Annotated in this window: 13 protein-coding genes; 2 read left to right on the top strand and 11 right to left on the bottom strand. The window is 38.7% G+C overall.

Annotated features, from left to right (window positions below; translation table 11 throughout):
- Nucleotides 1–59: 59 nt before the first annotated feature.
- A complete protein-coding gene (locus WA1_RS15490; RefSeq protein WP_201789096.1) occupies nucleotides 60–2,903 on the top strand; it encodes a hypothetical protein in 2,844 nt (947 codons plus the stop codon).
- Here WA1_RS15490 and WA1_RS15485 read toward each other — a convergent pair.
- The 6 genes from WA1_RS15485 to WA1_RS15460 form a co-directional block, all read right to left on the bottom strand.
- Nucleotides 2,900–3,340 (bottom strand): hypothetical protein, encoded by a 441-nt coding sequence (locus tag WA1_RS15485; RefSeq protein ID WP_272819146.1) that lies wholly within the window; start codon nucleotides 3,338–3,340, stop codon nucleotides 2,900–2,902. The two genes, WA1_RS15490 and WA1_RS15485, sit on opposite strands and share 4 nt — an antisense overlap.
- Nucleotides 3,337–5,019 (bottom strand): GUN4 domain-containing protein, encoded by a 1,683-nt coding sequence (locus tag WA1_RS15480; protein ID WP_017742667.1) that lies wholly within the window; start codon nucleotides 5,017–5,019, stop codon nucleotides 3,337–3,339. Before WA1_RS15480 ends, WA1_RS15485 begins: the two co-directional genes overlap by 4 nt.
- Nucleotides 5,020–5,133: 114 nt before the next feature.
- Nucleotides 5,134–6,963 carry an ABC transporter ATP-binding protein/permease gene (locus tag WA1_RS15475; RefSeq protein WP_017742666.1) on the bottom strand — a complete coding sequence of 610 codons (1,830 nt, stop codon included), beginning with the start codon at nucleotides 6,961–6,963 and terminating at the stop codon, nucleotides 5,134–5,136.
- Nucleotides 6,964–7,005: 42 nt separating this feature from the next.
- The gene (locus WA1_RS15470) at nucleotides 7,006–7,998 is read right to left on the bottom strand and encodes an MvdD family ATP-grasp ribosomal peptide maturase (RefSeq protein ID WP_017742665.1); all 993 of its coding nucleotides are present in this window, start codon (nucleotides 7,996–7,998) and stop codon (nucleotides 7,006–7,008) included.
- Nucleotides 7,999–8,034: 36 nt separating this feature from the next.
- On the bottom strand, nucleotides 8,035–9,027 hold the full coding sequence (locus WA1_RS15465; RefSeq protein WP_017742664.1) for an MvdC family ATP-grasp ribosomal peptide maturase: 993 nt from the start codon (nucleotides 9,025–9,027) through the stop codon (nucleotides 8,035–8,037).
- Nucleotides 9,028–9,240: 213 nt separating this feature from the next.
- Nucleotides 9,241–9,432: a microviridin/marinostatin family tricyclic proteinase inhibitor gene (locus WA1_RS15460; RefSeq protein ID WP_017742663.1), complete on the bottom strand. Its 192-nt coding sequence runs from the start codon at nucleotides 9,430–9,432 to the stop codon at nucleotides 9,241–9,243.
- Between the two features lie 760 nt (nucleotides 9,433–10,192).
- On the opposite strand from WA1_RS15460, the gene WA1_RS15455 reads away from it, so the two are divergent.
- Nucleotides 10,193–10,996: a phytanoyl-CoA dioxygenase family protein gene (locus WA1_RS15455; protein WP_017742662.1), complete on the top strand. Its 804-nt coding sequence runs from the start codon at nucleotides 10,193–10,195 to the stop codon at nucleotides 10,994–10,996.
- 159 nt (nucleotides 10,997–11,155) lie between these two features.
- Here the strand turns inward: WA1_RS15455 and WA1_RS15450 are convergent, their stop codons facing one another.
- The 5 genes from WA1_RS15450 to WA1_RS15430 all read right to left on the bottom strand — a co-directional run bounded on the left by WA1_RS15450 (nucleotide 11,156) and on the right by WA1_RS15430 (nucleotide 21,175).
- Nucleotides 11,156–13,171, bottom strand: a complete 2,016-nt coding sequence (locus tag WA1_RS15450) for an ABC transporter ATP-binding protein/permease (RefSeq protein WP_017742661.1) — start codon at nucleotides 13,169–13,171, stop codon at nucleotides 11,156–11,158.
- Between the two features lie 108 nt (nucleotides 13,172–13,279).
- Nucleotides 13,280–14,017: an SDR family oxidoreductase gene (locus tag WA1_RS15445; protein WP_017742660.1), complete on the bottom strand. Its 738-nt coding sequence runs from the start codon at nucleotides 14,015–14,017 to the stop codon at nucleotides 13,280–13,282.
- A 56-nt stretch (nucleotides 14,018–14,073) separates the two neighbouring features.
- Complete coding sequence (locus tag WA1_RS15440; protein WP_017742659.1) at nucleotides 14,074–14,862, bottom strand: class I SAM-dependent methyltransferase; 789 nt, start codon at nucleotides 14,860–14,862, stop codon at nucleotides 14,074–14,076.
- 92 nt (nucleotides 14,863–14,954) lie between these two features.
- Entirely contained in the window at nucleotides 14,955–19,301 is a 4,347-nt protein-coding gene (locus tag WA1_RS15435) for a non-ribosomal peptide synthetase (RefSeq protein ID WP_017742658.1), read from the bottom strand.
- Nucleotides 19,298–21,175 (bottom strand): TubC N-terminal docking domain-related protein, encoded by a 1,878-nt coding sequence (locus tag WA1_RS15430; RefSeq protein WP_017742657.1) that lies wholly within the window; start codon nucleotides 21,173–21,175, stop codon nucleotides 19,298–19,300. Before WA1_RS15430 ends, WA1_RS15435 begins: the two co-directional genes overlap by 4 nt.
- Nucleotides 21,176–21,283 lie beyond the last annotated feature (108 nt).

The following is a 21,283-nucleotide window of genomic DNA, read 5'->3' as shown; positions in this document are numbered from 1 at the left end:
TTAATTTAACTTGATTACCAAGTTCATTCTCGACCATGAATATTTCTAAGTATTTATCTATGATTAACAATCCAGTTATTACTCTTAAAGATTTTCAACCAACAAATACGAGTTTTGATACTCAAATACAGCAGATATCCCAAGAAGAAATCATGAGATTGTTGAAGAGTTTTGAGCCATTGCCCAGAGATATTAATGACTTCTTATTAGCAGCAACGAACACTAATATTGAATTGCAAATTGGCAGTGATTTTCTTAACCTTAACTTCTGGGGAGAAGTTGATATTCGGGGAATGTTGGAGAACTTATCTGTTAACTTAGGTTTCAAAAAAAATAACGATCTCTTTAGTGTTTTTCCTGTCTGGAATCCCAGTCTAAATATTATGGGATTTGATACAAGCAATTTGTCCTATCAAGTGACTATCCCTGATGTTAATCCAAAGAATATTATTAGGTTATTCAACCATTTAGGAGGAATGACTTTACCTGATGCTTTCAAATTAAAGCTTGAATCTAGAGAGAATGTAGCTTTAATATTGTCAAATACAGGAATTTACTTAAAATTTATCAATAATTTTAATTTCAATTTAGAGGATATTTTTATTTTTGATACTAATGTCCCATACATGAAAATGGCAATTGATGGAATTATTAGCGGAATTTTTGACAAACCTGAAATTGAACTATCTGAACCAAAGATCGGTTTTTTCAAAAAAGAACGAGGAGTCGAATTCAGTTTAGAAGGATTATTAAACTGCCAAAAGGTTCACTTGAAATTTGAAAACGAAACTACATTAACTTATAAATTATCTAAGGATATTGATTTTGCTTGCTTAACAAGTGGAATTCCTATCCTTAAAAGCTTGCAGTTAATGAATCCAGAATTGATTATAACCAATTTCAGCCATTGTTTCACACATTCAGAGTTAGGTCGAATTAGTTTAAGCGAAGGCTTTAACTTTATTGGAGATACTAATTTTGCCAATATCCATGCAAATTTTGCTAATTTTCTTCACAGTCAGTTAGGAGTTAGTTGTTTAAAGGTTTATATTAGTTTCAATCCGGTAGGATTAGTAAATTTAACGGGTAATATTCAAAGAAATATTCTGCTATATTCCCTAAACGATTTTAATGCTACGTTTAGTAATCTGCTTATAGGGCTAGATATTGGATCTGATTTAAAACCAAGTTTTGGAGTAACCGGAAACTTGGCTATCCAAGGCTACGATCCCACGCAAAACGGCGAACCTGTATTATTTCTTGCTGGTAAACTTGTCCTCGAACCTGAATCCATAAGTGCATGCTTTTTTCAAGAAGGCCAAAACTCTTGGTATAATCCCTATGGTTTGATGGGAACTGAACTTCGCAATATTGGTTTTCAAGGAGGTGGAACTTATTTACCTCCCTACTTCGATAACTTTGGTTTCATTGGAGATTTAAAATGGCAAGACATAGACCTTGAGGTAGCATTTCTCTTGGACACTAACGATCCTAAGAAATTAGCTTTTATTTTAACTACCTATCAGCCAGTTAACTTAGTAGATTTGTGGCAAGGACCAATCGCTTCTGGTGTTTTAAAGCAAGCAAGTTCCTCAATCGGTTTAGTAAACAAAACATTAGAATTTTTAAATACCTTTCTGGACTTAAATATCGAATCCATCGATCGCCATGGAGACGGAAAACTCGATCCCTTAGTAAAGTATGTTCTTTTCCCAACGACAATTGCGAGTCAACCGATCTCAGAAGGGTTAGAAATTAATGGCAAGATGACTGCTTGGGGACATGAAGCAACCTTAATCCTTCAAGGCGACAAAACTTTCAGTAAAGTTGAAGGTTCTTTGAATGTTCCTGAAATTGATTTAGGATTTCTAAAAATTGGGGGAACGAATGACAATAGTTTAGACTTAGCTTTGAAAGTAACGCCCAATCAGCAATATCTCATGGGGGATGGTTATGTTAAGCTTCTTGACAATGAAATTGCAAATGTTGAATTTCAGATTACGCCTACTAATGCCGTCTTTAAAAACTTTGACCTGAGTTTGGCTAATCTGGTAGCGATCGATGTTGATACCCTAAGTATCGAGTTGAAATCTGGCTGTGGGAGTGGTACTGGCACGATTTTAGTGTTGGGTAATACTTTAGCAGGTTGCACGTTTAATGTTACCAAGGATAGTCTGACGCTGAAGAACACCAAGCTGAATTTAGCAGGTTTCTTGACTGTCGATATTCCAACTCTCACGGTTAGCTTGACAAATCGGAGTGCGTCGGGAGAGGCAAATATCGCAGCTTTTAATCAATCTTTGGGGAGGGGTATCTTATCATTTAATACTCAGAAAGTCACCCTTGATAAGGTTTCTCTTGGTTTAGGAGAGATTTTAAAGCTGAATGTTCCCAGTTTCAAACTTGACTTGACAAATAAAAAGATTTTTGGGATCGGTGATATTACTCTCCTTGGCAAACAATTCACCTCATCAGGTATCAGCCTTAATCAAAGTGGATTTCAGGCTAAGAGTGATATCAATTTTGGCATTTTAGCTTTTAGTGGTGCTACAGTTACTTTAAACAAAAAGACTAATGGTAATATCGATAACTCTGCTAGTATTGCGGGAAACCTCAAGTTTCTAGGGTATAATTTTGCTAACGTCACTGCTGGCGTTAATAGCAGCAGATTAACTATTTCTGGTAGCTTCAATTTTGGTGTTTTAATGCTCAAAGGAGCTAACAACAAGAAAAATGCAATCATAACAATTAACAAAGCCAAGAATGAACTGTACAGTTCTGTCAGCATTGCAGGTAGTTTTTATTTGTTGGGCAAAGAGTTGACTTCAATCGCTGTTAGCGAGCGAGGTAAAAGTTTAAAAGTTTTTGGCATAAAAATTATCGGAAAAGCCGACAATAATTAACTTACCTTTGTACCTACCAAAAATTTATCTACATCCCTTGCTAGAAAGTAAGAACTATTGATTTGAATAATTTCATACACTTCTGTTATCAGCAAAGAACTGACACTAGCTACCATATCCGCAAGATATACTCTAGGTAATATTGGTAACTGGAAATTGAAAAATGACTTGGGAACAGTTTTAACAATTAAACACAATTTTCTGTCATTTATATGCCACACGCCAGTAAATTTGTTACCTGTTATCAATTCTTTAGGTTTGGATAAAAAGAATGTTTGAATTCTGGTTTGCTCATAGGTCATATCATCTTTAAATGAGATAGCAAATTTTTCCCAATCTGTATTAAAACGCCATTTTCCAAAAAGTAAAATTTCTATTTCTACATCAGAGAGATTCATATTCTTGATTAGCTCTATTTTTGAGCGCTCGTTAGTCATGAGAATGTATCGTTACAAATTTTTACACGAGAAAAGAATAAGTGCATCTGCCACACCAGCCAAGACCCCACCCGCCAAGCTCCCATTGAAAGGGGTTCTGCAGATGAATTTAGGGATAGGTCAAAAATATTCTGGTCATAATGTAACCATTTGACTGGTAGATGTCCCATGGGTATCATGGGGGATAAATTAAAAGTAAGTTGGTCATATTCTAACCAGATTCCCTCCTTTCGCCAACCAAGGCGATCGCCAAGTCTCTTTTCTGTTTCATAATCTACTTGACCACCTATTTCGTTCCAAATACTTTGCTGAATACTAAAGCCGAAATAACCACGGCTGTATTGTTGCCAAAGGCGATCGATGGTATGAAGAGCTTTACAAGAAAAGTTACTAATATCTTCTTTGTAAACTTCATTCCAATCATTCCTACCCATAATTTTTAGCATTAATTTAGCAGTTTCAATATCGGCTTCTTTCCACTTGTACTGTTCGAGGAGATTCTGTAGTTGACTGTAATCGATATTTTTACTGCTTTTAAATTCTTCGAGCAACGTAACATCATTATTGCTTGTGTCCACCAATTCTATTTTTTCAAGAGAAAGTATAGAATTTGTATCGACAACATTTGTCTCTTCTATTCCCAGCAATTTTCTTTGTACGACAAGTCGATCTGATGTGTAATTAGATATTAAGTAAATAACTTTATCTAAATTGATTACATCATCACTTAATTCAAAATTCTGAAATTGTCCGTCTAATAGTTGTGACTTATTAAAAGCATCTTTTAATCTATCTTTTTTTTCATAACTTGCCACTAATAAATCGATAAGTTTTTCAGAAATTATATTAGATTCTTGTAGTTTTAATAAACTCAATGGAGAATTTAAAGCACTATCTGCTAAATTTTTAATTTCCCCTACAGTTATGTAAAAATCTGCATCTAATTTTACCACTTCATCTATTAAAGATTGAAAGGGACTAAAGTAATCTTGTAAAAAATTTTCAAGATTGATTGCAGTTTCAGCTATTTTTGCTATTTCTTGACGAATTTTGGTAGCTCTTATCTGGTATTCATAAATCTCTTGATACACCTCCAAATCTTTAACTATTTGCTGAATAGTGTCTTTTTGCTTTTTAGTATCTTCTGCTATATTTTTAATTCCTTCAGTCAATAACTGAATTTTTTCTAACATTAAAAAGTTAGTATTGCTTAATAGTAAAATCGATTTTAAATTTTCTTGTTTTTCCCATTTCAGTTTCTCAAGAATTTGATCGTTTTTATAATTTTTTATTTCTAATTTATTTCTTTCATCATTTATCTTTTTAATTTCAAGGGATTTTTGATTGCATAAATCTTTCCAGTCATCTGTAAGTTTTAACAAAAACTCTTGATAACTATCTTTATAATTCTCTACAAAATCAATAATTTGAGTATAATCTCTCATTAATGATTTAATTTCTATAAAAGTTTGCCCTTGACTTATTTCTTGTTTTCGTTTAATTTTGTCCCAAAAGTAAGAATGATATTTAATACCTTCTTTCAGTAAGATTTGACATTCTTGAATTTTTTTTTGAATTTTTTTTAATTTAGGATTTTTTAGAATGGGTAATTGATAAGTTTTTTCATAAATTCTAATAGTTTCAAAAGTAATTAGTTTTTTTTTGTTTCGAATTAGCATTGCTGTTGATATGATGGAACTATGCGATCGCCAAGTTCCAATGAACCTGTAGTTGGCATCCTCACTAATGTATCTCTTATTTTAACACCTTTAAGTGTTCGTTGTAGCGAGCGGTTACGCCTTCTTAGTAGCGATAGACCGTCTTTTGTGATTTGAGCCTTTACCGGGTGGAGCTACGACAATTTCTTTTTGTAATTGATAATCCTCTACAGTCAGAAGTTGCCAAGTAGAACCTTCGGAAAGGTCTAAAACCCATTGATGATAATTCAAGAGACTTTCCCTATGCCCAACACTGATAAAAGTTGTTTTCGTTTGGTGTAATTTTTGATATAAATTCTCTTCATTGTTTAAATCTAAAGCACTCGTTGCTTCATCTAAGATAGTAAAGCTAGGGTGAGTAATTAATAACCGTGCAAAAGCAAGACGTTGCTGTTCTCCTAACGACAATATATTTTCCCAAGGAACTTCTGTGTCAAAGCCATCCACACGGGGAAGCAAATTTTGGAGATTAACTTGTCGCAAAACTTCTTCAAGTTCGGGGTCGCTCATTTGTCTTGTATGAGGATAGAGTAACTGTTCGCGTAAAGTTCCTAAAATTATATAAGGACGTTGGGGCAAAAATAAAACTTCTTCTCGGGGAGGTCGCATCAGACGCCCAGTCCCCGCATTCCATAACCCAGCGATCGCTCTCAATAGAGAACTTTTTCCTCTTCCACTTGGTCCAACAATCAATAATCCTTCTCCTGATTGAACAGACAGTGACAAGTTTTCGACAATCGCCTGTTCATAGTTTGGTGTTTGTAAGGTGACATTCTCAAAAGCCAAACGCTTGTCTTCTATGATTTTAATAGTACTGACATTGTCTGGTTGTTTAGTAACAACTTCTAACGCATCCGAAAACTCAGCCAAGCGCTCAACGTAACTAGAAAACCGCCCTGAATTTCCAAATAGAGCTATTAATTCTCCCAAAGCGTTAGAAAACAGAAAGCAACAAAAACTGACTTGGTTAATTTCTCCATAATCAATTTTCCCTGTAATAAATAAAGGTGTAAGTATAAACATTGAAAATACAGTGATAGCCGACTGATACGATCTGTTAAAAATATCTTGACCTCTTTCCCAGTTCAGCCTGCGTTCTGCATTTTTCAGAACATTATTAAATCTTCGATTAATTATATTTAATTCTTTCTCTTCTCCTTGGAAAAAAGCTATCGACTCAGCGTGTTTCCGAACGTGAGTCAGACAATAAGCAAAGTCAGCTTTAAACTCAAGTTCTTCTTGATTAATTTTATTTAGTTCTCGAGTCAAGTAAACAGCTATCAAATTACCGACAATCGTATAAATAACTAGATAAATAGCAATTTGTGAGGAAATTGTCCAGAGAATGACTAAAAAACTTATCATTTCCAGCATTTTTTCTAGGAAAGTTGCTGAAAAGAGTAAAGCACTGCTAGTAATTGGTTCAATTTCTTGAGATATGCGTTGATCTGGGTTACCAATATCGGATTTAAAATTAATTTTATAATAGGCTTGCTTGCTCAAATATTGTTCTAAAATGTGGTTATTCAGCCATGTGTACCAATCAAGAGCGATTCTTTTTCTGACATATCTAGAAAATGCTACCAAGAGGGTTACTACCAAAATACCAAGGGTAGAAATCCATAGCGTATCAATATATTTAGACAGGTCTTTCTGTTCGATAACTATATCAAGCACATGGCGATTCCAGAAGCTATTGAAAGCACTTACGCCCACGAGCGAGATTATTAATAATATCAGGAGAGCAAGCATCCCCCACGAGCGAATCACGTCTGAAAATGCTCTGTCCCCAGGTTCTGTTGGATACCAGTAAGGTTGAGCCACTACGCTGACATCCTCCCAAAATTGAGTAAAACCTGAAAGAGGATTTGTCATATCTCGATCGCGAGCAACTTGAGTTTGCATATTCCAAAAATAGAATTTTGAATAAAGCATCGGACGAACTTCTCAATTTCTTGACAAGCCCACACCAGTATGCAGAATTTCGGCAATTGCTTGAGAAATTGGGAAGTGTGGTGAAAACATCTCCAGCCAGAAAAATTCCCCAACTGGGTTAACCTCAAGGAAGATATGCCGACCATCGGGTGTAACGATAATATCCATCGCTCCATAGTTTAAACCAAAATAAGCCATCAGTTTAAGAAGCTTTTTCTCAACACTCTCAGGCAAGTCGTAAGGTTGCCAACTCTCGCATAAAGCTTTCCCCTCTTTGCGCCAGTCGTAAGTAGCTCTCTGCAAACGTTGGGAGTCTACTGCAGCAGTAAATACACGCTGTCCCACAATAGTAGTCCGCAACTCTAGCGCCTTTGGCACATTTTCTTGAAACGTCATCGGACAAAAACGCAATCCTTCAAGATTTTCCAAATCGTCATCTGTCACTGGATTCGTGAAAACCACAAACTCTTCCCCCTTATCGCCAAAGATAGCAAAGGAAGAAAGCATCTTTGTAACTATACCCTGCTCCTTACACTCAGAGGCAAATTGCTTCACAGCTTCTGGATTATTTGAAGTTAAGGTACGCGGAGTTAAAAGACCAACCTCTCGTGCGACTTGCAGCTGTAGTTGCTTATTATTAGTCAGATCCACATTTGACATTTTGTCAAAGTGGAATCCCTTGATGCTAGCAATCAAACCCCTAACAGTAGCGCGAGATTCTTTAATAGAGGCTTCTCTAAATTGCTTGTCCATCGTGTCGGGAATTTTTTCCCCATAGCGCATTCGCCGATACCAAACTGAGGACACCTCATTCAAATCTAGCTTCTGTTCGCCATCAGTAATAATTCCGCGCTCTGATTCACCATGGTAAATATCTAACTGCACTTCGATAGGAAATCTGTCTGTATCAAAACGAAATGCTTTTTCTCCTAATGCCTCAATTGCTTTAGTGACTAGAGCAATGCTCTCGTTGTCTTGGCTAAAAGTAACTATTAACACTGTCATAAAAATTATGAATTATGAATTATGAATTATGAAATTTTAGCCATTATCCTTCCTTTGGAGTAAAGTGTCTGCGATCGCATGAGATATCGGCAAGTCCAAATCTCGTTCCAACATTCCCCACTCTCCTATGGGGTTAATTTCCAAAAACACATATTCTCCTGATGGTGTGAGGATAAAATCAAAGGCTCCAAACAAAAGCCCAAATCTAGCCATAAAGGTTTTAAGACGACGAACGACTTCATCAGGGATCTGATGATGTTGCCATGAAACAATTTCAGCACCAGGAATCCGCCAATCCACTTGTGATGCTGGACAAACAGACGCATCTAGCGCCCCTACAAAGACATTGCCGTTCACATACACCACCCGCAATTCCCACTGCTTGGGAATTTGTTCTTGAAAAACCATTGGACAATAGCGCAGTGACTCAGCATCATGCAAATCTTCCTCTTTAACAACACTGGTGTAAAGGAAGAACGAGGTAGGTTCCATACTGCGGGAAAGAGCAGTTAACAGTTTGCTCACCATTCTTCCGTTGACGTGTTGAAAAAACTCTCGTACTGCTTCAGCTTTATTAGTGATAAGAGTCCGAGGAGTTACAAAACCTACTTCAGAAGCGACTCGCAGTTGACGCAGCTTATTGTGTGCAAAATTTATCCGCTCTAAATTATCTACCCAATGAGCTTCCCTAAGACTGTCCCAAAAACCATCTAAAGTTGCCTGTGATTCTCGAACACAGGCTGCTTGGAACTTTGGTGCTAATTCGTGACTTAATTCTGGTTCCCAAATGCGACGCATCCAAACAGCTTGCACCTGCTCTGTGCTGATAGAGTCGATACCATGTTCTAGCCTATGGTAGCTTTTGGACTTGTCAAAGTGCGCTGTTAATTGTACTTCCAGAGGAAACTTATCAGTGTCCAAGCGGAATGGTTGCGCTCCTCTTTTTGACAAAGCTTCTGCCACTCTATCTATTGTGAAGAAATCACCGCTATGGGTGATTAATAAAACAACATCACGCGACAGGTGCATAAAACCTTTTCTGAGCAAGTGTTAAGATTTAATTATGATAGCTACATTAATTCTGATGGGTAGCTCCCCAACTCTCGTTCCCAGGCGGAGCCTGGGAACGAGGTGGTAATAGCCCGCAGAAATAAGACTACCATTGCAAATTTGTATACAGCTTGCAGTATAGGCTCACTACTTTCATTTCAGCCTTCATACGTCAGCCTTTTTGTACTAGATCTAGCGATCTTCCCAATCAGAAGGATATTTGATGGTGAAAGGAAGAGGAGGATAAGGAGGAACTGGAGGACGATCTGCAGGAGGCTCTGCAGGAGGCTCTTCTGACTTCGCTAATACAGATTGATCTTCCAAGAAGCGTGCAAAAAATGGTACAGCTTCGATACCTGCTGATTCTACTGTCTTTGTAGACATATTTATTTCCTCCTGAAAATTTTGTTTGAGCGATTTATTTATACCATTCCTTCAATAATAACACAAGAAACACAATATCAAGTAATAATACTGGGAACTAGATACTGAAAACTAGGTATGCAGAAAAATCAAATATTTAATGTCCTCGCTCCACGAATTTTACCTTCTTTCGTGGCAGATTTATATCGAATACAATGGAGAATTAGCGCATCAAATCATGAGCGCAATTAGCCCAAATTCCATTGTTCCTACCCTCCCCTAAACAGCAATAGAGTCGTAAAAAAATTAGATAAATTTAGATTTTGTAATTATTCTTTATTGAATGTTGTAAATATTTTAATTATCTGCTTAACTGTCTTAACTGTCTTAACTGTCTTAACTGTCTCCTGACATTTTTTAATTAGTATTGCATTTTGTTGATGAAGGAGAGATAATTTTTAGGTCGAAGTTAAGCGTATTCTCTAAAAAACGAGTTTAATTAAAAATTAATCTTCTTGATACTACAGAACCGTTTGATTGGAAAAAGCCACCACGTTTTGATTGAAATGCACTACATAGTTGCTTGAATAAGCGGGCATCGTCGAAGTTGTATGAGCCAAAAACTTATCAAGAGGATTTTTTTAAAAAGAGCGATCGCCATTGAGAAAAGGTTTGCAATTTACAGAGTATGAATCAACTAAAGTGTTTATTAGTGATGAGTTGGTTTGAAGCATCAAAACAATAGTTATGTATGTCCTATACCAATCAAATGGAGAAAACCATGAAATTAACACAAGAGCAAATAGAATATTATGGAGAACATGGTCTACTATTTATCCTAGAGCTTTTCTCAACAAAAGAAGTCGCGGCAATGCAAGCTGCTGTTGAGGATTTGATAGTAAAAGATACACCAGGACGGATTTTAGAAAAAGATAACAAAACAGTTCGCGCTCTTCACGGATGCCACACCACAACAGAAATTTTTGATTCCTTGGTTCGTCACCCCAGTCTCCTAACATCTGCTTGCGAAATTCTCAATAGTGATGTCTATGTTTACCAATTTAAAATCAATTTTAAAGCAGCTTTTGGAGGAGATTTGTGGCCGTGGCATCAAGACTTTGTATTTTGGGATCGAGAAGATGGTATGCCATCTCCTAAAGCATTGAATGTAGCCGTTTTTTTGGATGAATTTAATGAGTTTAACGGACCTATGTATTTTATTCCTGGTTCTCACAAAGAGAGTCTTGTTCACTTGGGACAAATAGAGTCGTCTGAAGTTAATGGTCAAAAAAATGACTGGAAATCTAATGTTAGTGCGGCTCTCAAGTACTCCCTCGGTAAAGAAACGATCGCCAAACTAGCTAATGAAAAAGGTCTTGTTGCACCAAAAGGTCCTTCAGGGTCTGTCCTTTTTTTTCACTGTAATTTAGTACACGGATCGGCACCCAACATTTCTCCTTACGACCGCAGGCTTCTCATTATCACTTATAACAGCATCAACAATATACCAAGCTTTAAAGGGAAACCCAGACCAGAATTCTTAGTGAGCCGCGACCATACACCACTACAGCCTCTATTAGACTAAGCCTTTTTCTTCAGATGATTCAGGGCTTGGTATTTCTGCTCATAGTAGTTCATAAGCTGTCGCGCATCTAAATTGTACTTTTTGGAGCTTGAAAGTCTTGCTGTAAGGTTTTCAGCTTTAAAATTTAAGTGCGTCTCAGCTTACCGCTTCTAAATGGTTCTAAACTCTAACCCATTGCAACACCTTGGGATCTTTGTTATAGCGGTAGGTAAAGCCGTCCTTAGTAGTGATAGTTTTGCCAAGGCTTGCCTTGCTTCTGATAGTGTTAATGGAAGTGCCTGTTAATTTCTGCATTTCTTTATGAGAAAGCCCTGAAACTGTGCTTGTTTCTGGTTGATTTAGAGATGGGTTCTGTGGTGAAACATCTATTGTAATTTGAGGGTTGTTAGGAGGATTAGGAATAATTTCTTTGCCGTTTTTCTGCCGATAATCTTGCACAGTCAAAAGCTGCCAGCTAGAATCTTGTGTTAGTTCCAAAACCCATTGATGATAATTAAATAAACTCTCTCGATGTCCAACACTGATAAAAGTTGTTTTCGTCGATAGCAATTGTTGATATAAATTGCCTTCGTTGTTCAGATCTAAAGCACTGGTTGCTTCATCTAATATAGTAAAGCCTGGATGGGTAATTAATAGTCTTGCAAAAGCAAGGCGTTGTTGTTCTCCCAACGATAGTATATTCTCCCAAGGAACTTCTGTATCGAAGCCATCGATTCGACTCAGCAAGTTTTGCAAGTTGACTTGTTGCAAAACTTCTTTAAGTTCTGTGTCGGTTCTTTGACGATTCGTGTTCGGATAGAGTAACTGTTCGCGTAAAGTCCCTAAGATTATGTAAGGACGTTGAGGCAAGAATAAAATTTCTTCTAGAGGAGGTCGCACCAGACGCCCAGTTCCCGCATTCCACAAACCAGCGATCGCTCGTAGGATAGAACTTTTCCCTCGACCACTTGGTCCAACAATCAATAAACCTTCTCCTTTTTGCACAGACAGGGACAAATCTTCAACAATTGTCTGCTCATAGTTGGGCGTTTGTAAGGTGACATTCTCAAAAGCGATATGGTTTTCTTCTATTGTTTTAATAGTACTGGCCTTTTCCGGTTGTTTAGTCACTGCTTCTAAAGCATCTGAAAACTCAGATAAACGTTCAACATAACTAGAAAATTGTCCGGAAGTTCCAAATTCAGTTATTAATTCTCCTAGAGCAATAGCAAACATATTACAAGCTAAAGCGGCTTGTCCTAGTTGTCCAAAATCAATTTCATTTCTAATATATAAAGGTGCGAGTACTAAAAAGGGGAATATTTGAATCACAGATTGATACCCTCTGCTAAAAATATCTCTCCCTCTCTCCCAACCGATCTTGTCGTCGATATTTTTGGCAAAATTATTAAATCGGCGCTCAATTATATTTAATTCCTGTTTTTCTCCTTGAAAAAAAGCTATCGATTCAGAGTGATTCCGCACGTGAGTCAAGGAATAATTGTAATCAGCTTTAGATGCGATTTCCTCTTGATTAATATTATTCAATTTTTGATTCAGGTAAGTAGCGATTAAATTTCCTAGAATCGTATAAATAAGCATAATAACAGCGATCTGTTGAGAAATTATCCAGATGATTATTAAAAAAGTTATCATTTGCAGCACTTTCTCTAGGAAAGTAGCTGAAAAGCTCAGAGCACTCCTGGTAATAGGTTCAAGTTCTTGGGATATGCGTTGATCTGGGTTCTCAACATCGGCTCTAAAGTTAATTTTATAATAAGCACGATTGCTTAAATATTTATCTAAAATTTGATGATTTAGCCATTTATACCAATCAAGAGCGATTTGTTTTCTGACAAATTTAGTAAATCCTACTAAAAGCGTTACCAAGACAAGCACAACAATATTGACTGCTAAAGTGTTAGTGAACTTGGAATAATCTTTTTCTTGAATAAGACTATCGACCAAATAGCGACCAACAAAACTTTCAAAAGCAGTTGTAGTAACAAGCGCGATTATTAGTAATATCAGGAGAATCAGCATTCCCCATGAACGAATCACATCAGAAAATGCTCTTTCCCCTGGGGTTGTTGGATACCAGTAAGAACCAGCGATCGCTTTGACATCTTTCCAGAATTCAATAAAACTTGAAAAAGCATTTTTTGAGGGTTGAGCTTGAAGAACTTGGCTAGGCATATTTGAAAAATCAACTGAAATATCTTAATCATCAAATAAATTATGTATCCTAAATGCTGAATTACAGAAAATTTATTTTTCATAATTCATAATTTGAGCCAACTGCGATCACAACAAGGTTACACCGCCATCCACAGGCAAAATAACCCCTGTGACATAGGGATTCGTCATTAAACTTAACACTGCTTGCGCCACTTCTTCTGCTTGCCCGAGATGCTGGACAGGTAAGGCTGCGATCGCCCACTTGGTTAGATCTGAGCGTTCAGACTCGCTTTGACTGCTCCAGATACTTGTATCTTCTATTATTCCAGGGGCAATGACATTGACCCGAATTGGTGAAATTTCTAACGCCAGCGATCGCCCGAACGCCGCAACTGCTCCATTTGCGGCTGCGATCGCTGAAATCCCCCCCATTTTTGAAGATTTGAACATAGTGACACTGGATGTTAAAGTAATGGAGCCGTCAGTCGCTATATTTTTCAGCGATGCACGCACGGCAAAGAACGTTCCCCAGAATTTGTCTATCCCACCTTGAGCAGTTTGTGTAGTCATCTCTGCTAAAAGCGATCGCGGCATATTTCTGTCTCCCATAGCCGTTACAACCAAATGATCGAAATTTCCGATCTGCTCAAAAAAAGCATTGACTGAATCCTCATTCAACACATTAACAGTTTTGCCCTCAATTTCTCCAGAAATCAACGCCATCGCCTCATTTAATTTTTCTTGAGATGAGTGGGAAAGTATAACTTTTGCCCCCACTTCTACCATTTTTTGGGCGATCGCCAGATCGACTCCTGAACTGATGCCAATAATCACCACTTTCTTGCCTGATAGCAACTGAAACATTGTTTTGCCTCCTAAAAGTATGCAATCTATTTTTCAATCAAGAAAACCGTTATGTATCAAATAACTTTTACTGGCTTCTTTGCTGAAACTAACAAATAACCTATAGATGAAGTATTTAGCAAACCATCTATAGCACCCACATTTACCTGATAAGTTTCTTCATCTACATCTCCCACTTCAAATTCTTTTACAAACCAAGATTTTAGAAAGCGGAAGTGGTTTTTCCAACATTCATCTGTTAAATCTACAAATTCTAAGAGTTGAAATCCTGTCTGTTGGTAAAGATGTTTATACTCCTCAATATCTTTGACAATATTTTTTGGAGTCACAATCCAATCACCGAAATACTGTGTATTTTCAAAGATGATATCAGAGAGAATCAGATTGCCCCCCGGCTTCAATACACGAGCTGCCTCTTTGAGAAACTGCTCCCTGGTATCAAAGTAGAATGCTGCTTCAACACATATAATGTTATCGAAAAAATTATCCTCAAATTCCATCTGCACGGCATCCATGCAAATTAAGTTACAGCCGGGAGCGTTAACTGCACTTCTTTCGAGTTGCTTAGTGGAAATATTAATGCCAACAACGTCAGGGGGCGAGTAATACTTGAGTAGATAACCGGTAGTTGCTCCCAAACCGCAGCCAACATCAAGGATAGTGCCCTTCTTTTCTGGAATAAATGCTAAAAGCTTTTCCATCAGGTTAAAACAGGCTTCCTCCTGATTCTGAGTATCCGAGAGCCAATAACCTACATTGAAAAACTCTTTTTGACCGTATATCTTTCTAGTCTCCGGATTTAAAATTAAACTGTCAAATTGGTTAATGTATTCGATTTTATCCATTTTTACTCACTTATTTGTCATTTGTCATTTGTCATTTGTCATTGGGTATCGTTCTTGCCCTCACTCCCTCACTCCCTCACTCCCTCACTCCCTCACTCCCTCACTTCCTCAATGCAAGCTTTCAGCCGTTCGGCTAAAACCTGGACATGGGGTTCAGCCATAATCGTGATATGATTGCCTAGTAAAAAATGGATATCCACTGGTTCGGTACAAAACTCGCTCCAGCCCAAGGATAAGTCCTGTGAATCCTCAGCAATTAAATGACTATTAGGGTCTTCCGAGAGATCTTCATTGGCTCGTATAAGCGTAAGTTTACCAGGATAAATCTGTTTTGGTACATAATCAACTAGACATAAACAGCTAGTTTTATAAGTTTGTACGATATTTTGAAGCTGCGTAGTTTGAGCATTAGGAGGCAACATATTAGCCATTTTGAAATAGTGTAAAACGTATTTTAGTTGCTCCTCCGTAGTCAAAGTTTGGAGAGTATCGTAGGAAACATCGACGTTTTTTTCTAAATAAAGTTTTATTTGTTTGCTCACCTCAGCTAACCACCTAGCATCATCCCAATCAATATAATCAGCAAGGAATTGCTTGTCTTTATAGGTTGATGCAGATGCATCAATCATGACCAGTAGAGCAACCTCATGTCCCTTTTCAACCAATTGAGTCGCCATTTCATAAGCGACGTTACCTCCATAAGAATGCCCTCCCAAAAAGTATGGACCTTGCGGTTGTACAGCTTGCATTGCTTGAATGTAATGACTCGCTATATCTTCAAGTCGGGGGGCTGGCTCTAATTCATATAGATTATTTTCAAAACTATATAACGGTTGGTCTATCCCTAAATAACGCCCTAAGTGATAGAAGTAGAAAGGTTTGCCACCAGCGCCTGGAACGCAGAAGAAAGGTAAGTTTGAACCGTTTGGCTGAATTGCTACCAAACAAGACGAATCAGAGTAACCCGAGTCGTTTTCCACAATTGTCGCCAACTGTTCAATAGTTGGATTTTGAAAAAGGGTTGTTAAGGGCAAATCTTTCCCAAACTGCTGCTGAATTTGAGCCATTAAGTAAGGAGCTAAAAGGGAATGACCGCCAAGGTCAAAAAAGTTATCTTGTACTCCCACCAAGTCAACCTTAAGAATTTTTGACCAGATTTGTACGAGTTGCAGTTCTAATTGGTTACGGGGTTCAACAAATTTTTTTAAGTTATTGGTGTGAGAAATTGCTCTTAATGCACGGTGGTCTACTTTACCGTTTTGTGTTAAAGGTAGGGACTCCAGGATGACAAAAGCTTGGGGCACCATGTAGAGAGGCAGTTTATTAGCAAGGAACTGACGCAGTTCGCCTGTTGTGAGTGTCATTTGTTTTTGCGGCACCACGTAGGCAACTAACCGCTTCTCACCTGGGGTATCTTCACGGAGAATGACGCAAGATACTTGCACATTGTCATGTTGGCTCAGTACTGTTTCAATTTCTCCCAACTCAATGCGGTAGCCCCGAATTTTTACTTGATTGTCAAGTCGTCCTAAGTATTCAATGTTACCGTCTGGTAAATAGCGTGCTAAATCCCCAGTTTTATAAAGCCGCTCGGAATTAAAAAATTGGTCTTCTGTCTCTCCTGTGCTCACGCCAGTCGCCTTACGTTGAGAAACCCGCCGGCACTGGCTCTCTTGCTCCTTTACGCCTCTGCGCCTCTGCTCCCCTGCTCCCTGCTCCCTGCTCCCGTTAAACGGATTGGGGATGAATTTCTCAAGTGTCAACTCTGGTCGGTTGAGATACCCGCGTGCCAATCCTGCACCACCAATGTGCAATTCTCCTGGTACACCAACGGGAACTGGTTGCAGATATTCGTCTAAGATGTAGACTTGTGTGTTGGCAATGGGACGACCAATGGGGATTGACTCTATAGTTGCCTCAATCTGTCTGGAGATAGGGTGACAACAAGTAAAAGTTGTGCTTTCTGTCGGTCCGTATCCATTAATGATTTGCGTCAATGGCAGAGCTGCTAAAGCTTTCTGAACGTGAGCAGTTGAAAGTGCTTCCCCACCAATGAGTAACTGTTTAATTCCTGACAGAGCTTTTTCGTCATCATCAATTATGGAGTTAAATAAAGCTGCCGTCAGCCATAAAATAGTAATGCCGTGCTTGCGGATTTCATCGCCCAGATTTTGAGATGTGGGAATACTCTCTGGGAACAGAACGCATCTAGCACCATGCAACAAAGCTCCCCAAATCTCGAAGGTGGAAGCATCAAAAGAAATTGGGGCTAGCTGAAGAAATCTTTGTGTGGCATCGATCTCGACGTAATTTACGCCAAACAACAGACGATTAACGCTACGGTGAACAACTTCAACTCCTTTAGGCTGACCTGTAGATCCTGATGTATAAATCGCATAAGCCAAGTTACTAGCTTGCACATCTACGCTCGCATTATCCTGACTCAATTGAGCAATCAAGTGCCAGTCTGTATCCAAACAAACGCACCGTGCAGTATACTCAGGCAATCTGTCGAGGAGTGATTGCTGGGTCAGCAACACGGAAATTTGAGCATCACAGAGCATGAAGCTTAAGCGCTCTTGGGGATACTCTGGATCGAGTGGCAGATAAGCTCCTCCCGCCTTGAGAATGCCCAGTAATCCCACAATCATTTCTAAAGAACGCTCCACGCACAACCCAACTAGCACCTCTGCACCCACGCCTAAAGATTGCAAGTAATGGGCTAACTGGTTAGCACGACAATTCAACTGCTGGTAGGTCAGTTGTTCATTTCCGTACACAACCGCCACTGCATTCGGTGTCCTCTCAACTTGCTCTTCAAACAACTGATGAATACACTTATCTTGGAAATAGTCTACTTGAGTCGAGTTCCACTCCACCAACAATTGATGACGCTCTGCTGGACTCAACAGGGGTAGTTCAGAAATTCGCAACGTGGGATTTGCCACAATTGCTTTTAGTAAAGTTTGAAAATGTTCCCCTATCCGAGTAATTGTGCTGGCATTAAATAAATCAGTGTTGTAGCACCAAACACCCTCCAGACCTCCGAGAACTTCCCAGAAGTTTACTTCCAGGTCAAATCTGGCTCTGACATCAAGTGGCAAGGCCATATTCTCCATAGTTAAACCTGACAAATTGCCAGAAGACTGGGGGGTATTTTGGAGAGAAAACATCACCTGTACCAAGGGATTACGACTTAAATCTCGGTCTAGCTGTAACTTGTCCACCAACATTTCAAACGGCAAATCCTGGTGGGCATAGGCTGACAACGTTGTTTGCCGCACTTGGGCGTAGAAGTCTTGAAAGCTCGGGTTTCCAGAGAGATCGCCCCTTATTGCTAAGGTATTAGCAAAAAATCCCATGAGCTGCTCGACGCTCTTAGTGTTGCGGTTGGCGATCGGCGAGCCAACAACAATATCTAACTGACCAGTATAACGAGAAATTAAGACCAAAAAAGCTGCCAGTAGGGTCATAAACAACGTTGCGTCTGACTCTTGGCTCAACTGCTTGAGGCGTTGCGTTAGGTCGCGATCCAGTCGAAAACATTCAACTCCACCTTGGAAGGTCTGAACTGGGGGACGAGGATAATCCGTTGGCAGTTCTAAGATGGGAGTTAACCCTGCTAGTTGTTCTCGCCAGTAATTAAGTTGGCGATCGAGGACTTCACCCGTTAGCCACTGCCGTTGCCACACTGCAAAATCCGCGTACTGAATCGGTAATTCCGTTAGGGGAGAGGGCAAACCCTGGGCAAACGCTGCATAGAGTTGAGATAATTCACGGAAGAAGATGCTCAATGACCAACCATCGTAGATAATGTGGTGCATCTTCAACAGGAGTATATGCTCCCGGTCACTCAGTTTCAGTAATGTAAACTGTACTAAGGGTTCTCCTGCTAGATCGAAGGGTTTTAATGAGGCGGCGATCGCCATCTGTCGAAATTGAGCCGTTTGTTCTTCTGTCGATAAACCTTGTAAATCCTGGATTGGTAAGGTTACTGCCTTGGGCGGAGCAATTCGCTGGATCGGTTTTCCTTCTACCATTGGAAAATTGGTTCTTAAGATCTCGTGGCGACGGATGAGTTCACTTAAACTCTGTTCCAGCGCAACTAGATTGAGCGCACCTTCTAGCCGCAGAGCCTCCAACAGATTGTAAGCATTACTGTCGGGTGATAGCTGCTGCACAAACCAGAGTCGCTGTTGAGCAAAAGATAGGGGTAAATCTTCATCCCGTGAGACAGGAATAATGGCTAATTCAAAAGCACTAGAAGGTTTTTTCGCTTGTTTCAAAAAGCCGAGAATTTCGGGTTTTCTAGTCCCTATTGCTTGCTTAATTTCTGATGTCATCACTCCCTTGGGAGCCTGATAGCGTAGCGTCTCTTCCTCAAGCCAGACTTTAATATCTAAACTATTTAAATAAGACAAAAATTCAAATACTTTCATTTGCCAATTGCCTCCCAAAGTTGTTGTTTAATCATGTTTAATTTTCGCGGTTCACTCTTAGGCTCAAACAGTCCATCAGCCTCCCATTTACTAGCATCAAGACTAATTGCCCAGGCATTTAACCATGAATGCGAGCTAACTTTAGGTAACATCTCTGGCATAGTATCTTCTAGAGCTAAGTGAAACATAACTTGCGCCACTTCCTCCAACAATTTTAGGCTAATCACATAATTCTCAATGATTTCCGAGTGCGTTTGGTTATATTTTAAGTTCCGCGATCGCAGTTCATCAACAAAAGGAATTGCTAAATAATCAATAAATTCAAAATTAACCCGATGCAAAGATTTATTAGCCCAATGTCGAAATAACTGTTGCATCCGATAGGAAAGGGGGAAAAATTTGCTATTTATTTGTTGAACTTTAATTCTAAATTCTCGATCGAGGAAGATAGAATTAAACATCATCAAACCACTGAATGTCCATCCTGACAAAACATCCCAAATGAATTTCATGGACATCACTGTGCCGTTACCCAAACAATAATAGGCGTTTTGAATATTAAAGGTTACTCCATCGCTATAGGTTAGATAAAAGTGATTAGCATCTTCAACTGTATCCCGAACAAGTTTACCTTCAAGATCGAGTTCAATCATCTGGGCAGTTAATGAATTGCCAAAACCAATATTATCTGTACCCGGAGAATAAAATGGATCGGGAAATGTACCTGCTTCACCCACACAAGCCCAGCGATTGTAGGAAAATACTTGTTTAGAGGAGTAGCTATACTTGGGCATTTTCCTAAAGTCTTCAGGTTGTTTACTTGCTAAGTGAAAAGCTAAAATAGGTTCATTTTTATGTAACCACTGATAGGCTAGTTCGTAGTTATGGTAATTTTTTAAAGGATGAATGTCTTGGCGAGCAACAATCCCAATACTGGTATGACCAGTAGACAAAGGAATTGTCCAAACCCAGTACCCTTCGCCGCATAAATGAATGGTAGAATAATAACGGTTTTTGTTAGGAACGCGATTATGCCATTTTTCTTCACTATTAGGAACAAAATCGCTGACATCAAAGCGACCTTCAACCCGAAACCAAACAGCACTAAATTGCTCGTTGTTAGGTTTATCTAACTCTAGTTTCCTTTGTAGAAATCGACGGCGACCCATTGCATCAACTACCCATCGGGCTTTAATGATGTTAGTTTTTTTACGATCTCCATCGCCTTGGGTGTAAACAATTTTATGATGTTGCTGTAACCCCGCCGCGAGATCGATTTCGTTAACTAAAGAATCTTCCTGTAATTCGACTCCCGCTTCAACAATAAATTTGCGTAAATCATTTTCCAATTTACCCCTATCTATTTGATAAGAATTGGGAGCATGAAACTCTGAAAGTCCTAATTCGGGTCTTTCTTGGAAATTAGTAGCACTATTGTTAAAGAAATATCGTAATCCCAGCTTTACTAAATGTTGCTCTTCAAAGTAATCGGTTAACTGAAGAGTATTCGCTAAATAGAAGGCTCCAACTTCAACAGTTGACTCTCCCACTTTAAAACTAGCTTCAGGTAAAGGACGAGCTATTCTATCGAGAACAACAATCGAAATATGAGGATTTTGAAGTTTTAACTGTCGTGCTAAGGTTAACCCGGCTAATCCACCGCCACAAATAACAACATCATAGGATTCTGCTTGACTTAAATCCTCCGCTTGTTGGCGCAATAAAGCGATTAATTCCTCTTTGTGTTCTTTTAAATCTTGCAGTAATTCTGGAGTCATTACTCCCGGCAATGAACGATAGCGCAGCTTATCGTTTTCCACCCAGACATTTATTCCTAAATTATTGATATAAGACAAAAATTCAACTGTTTTCATCGTTTTGAATTTCCCAAAAATATAACAAATTTGTTTGGGTAAGTAAGCATTAAAATTTGTAATATCTACCGACCTATAGGCACTAACCTGAATAAACTACGGTGTACA

This window comes from Scytonema hofmannii PCC 7110, from assembly GCF_000346485.2.
Lineage (GTDB): Bacteria > Cyanobacteriota > Cyanobacteriia > Cyanobacteriales > Nostocaceae > Scytonema > Scytonema hofmannii.
The sequence above is the reverse complement of the archived record's forward strand: the minus strand, read 5'-3'. Positions and strand labels throughout refer to the sequence as shown.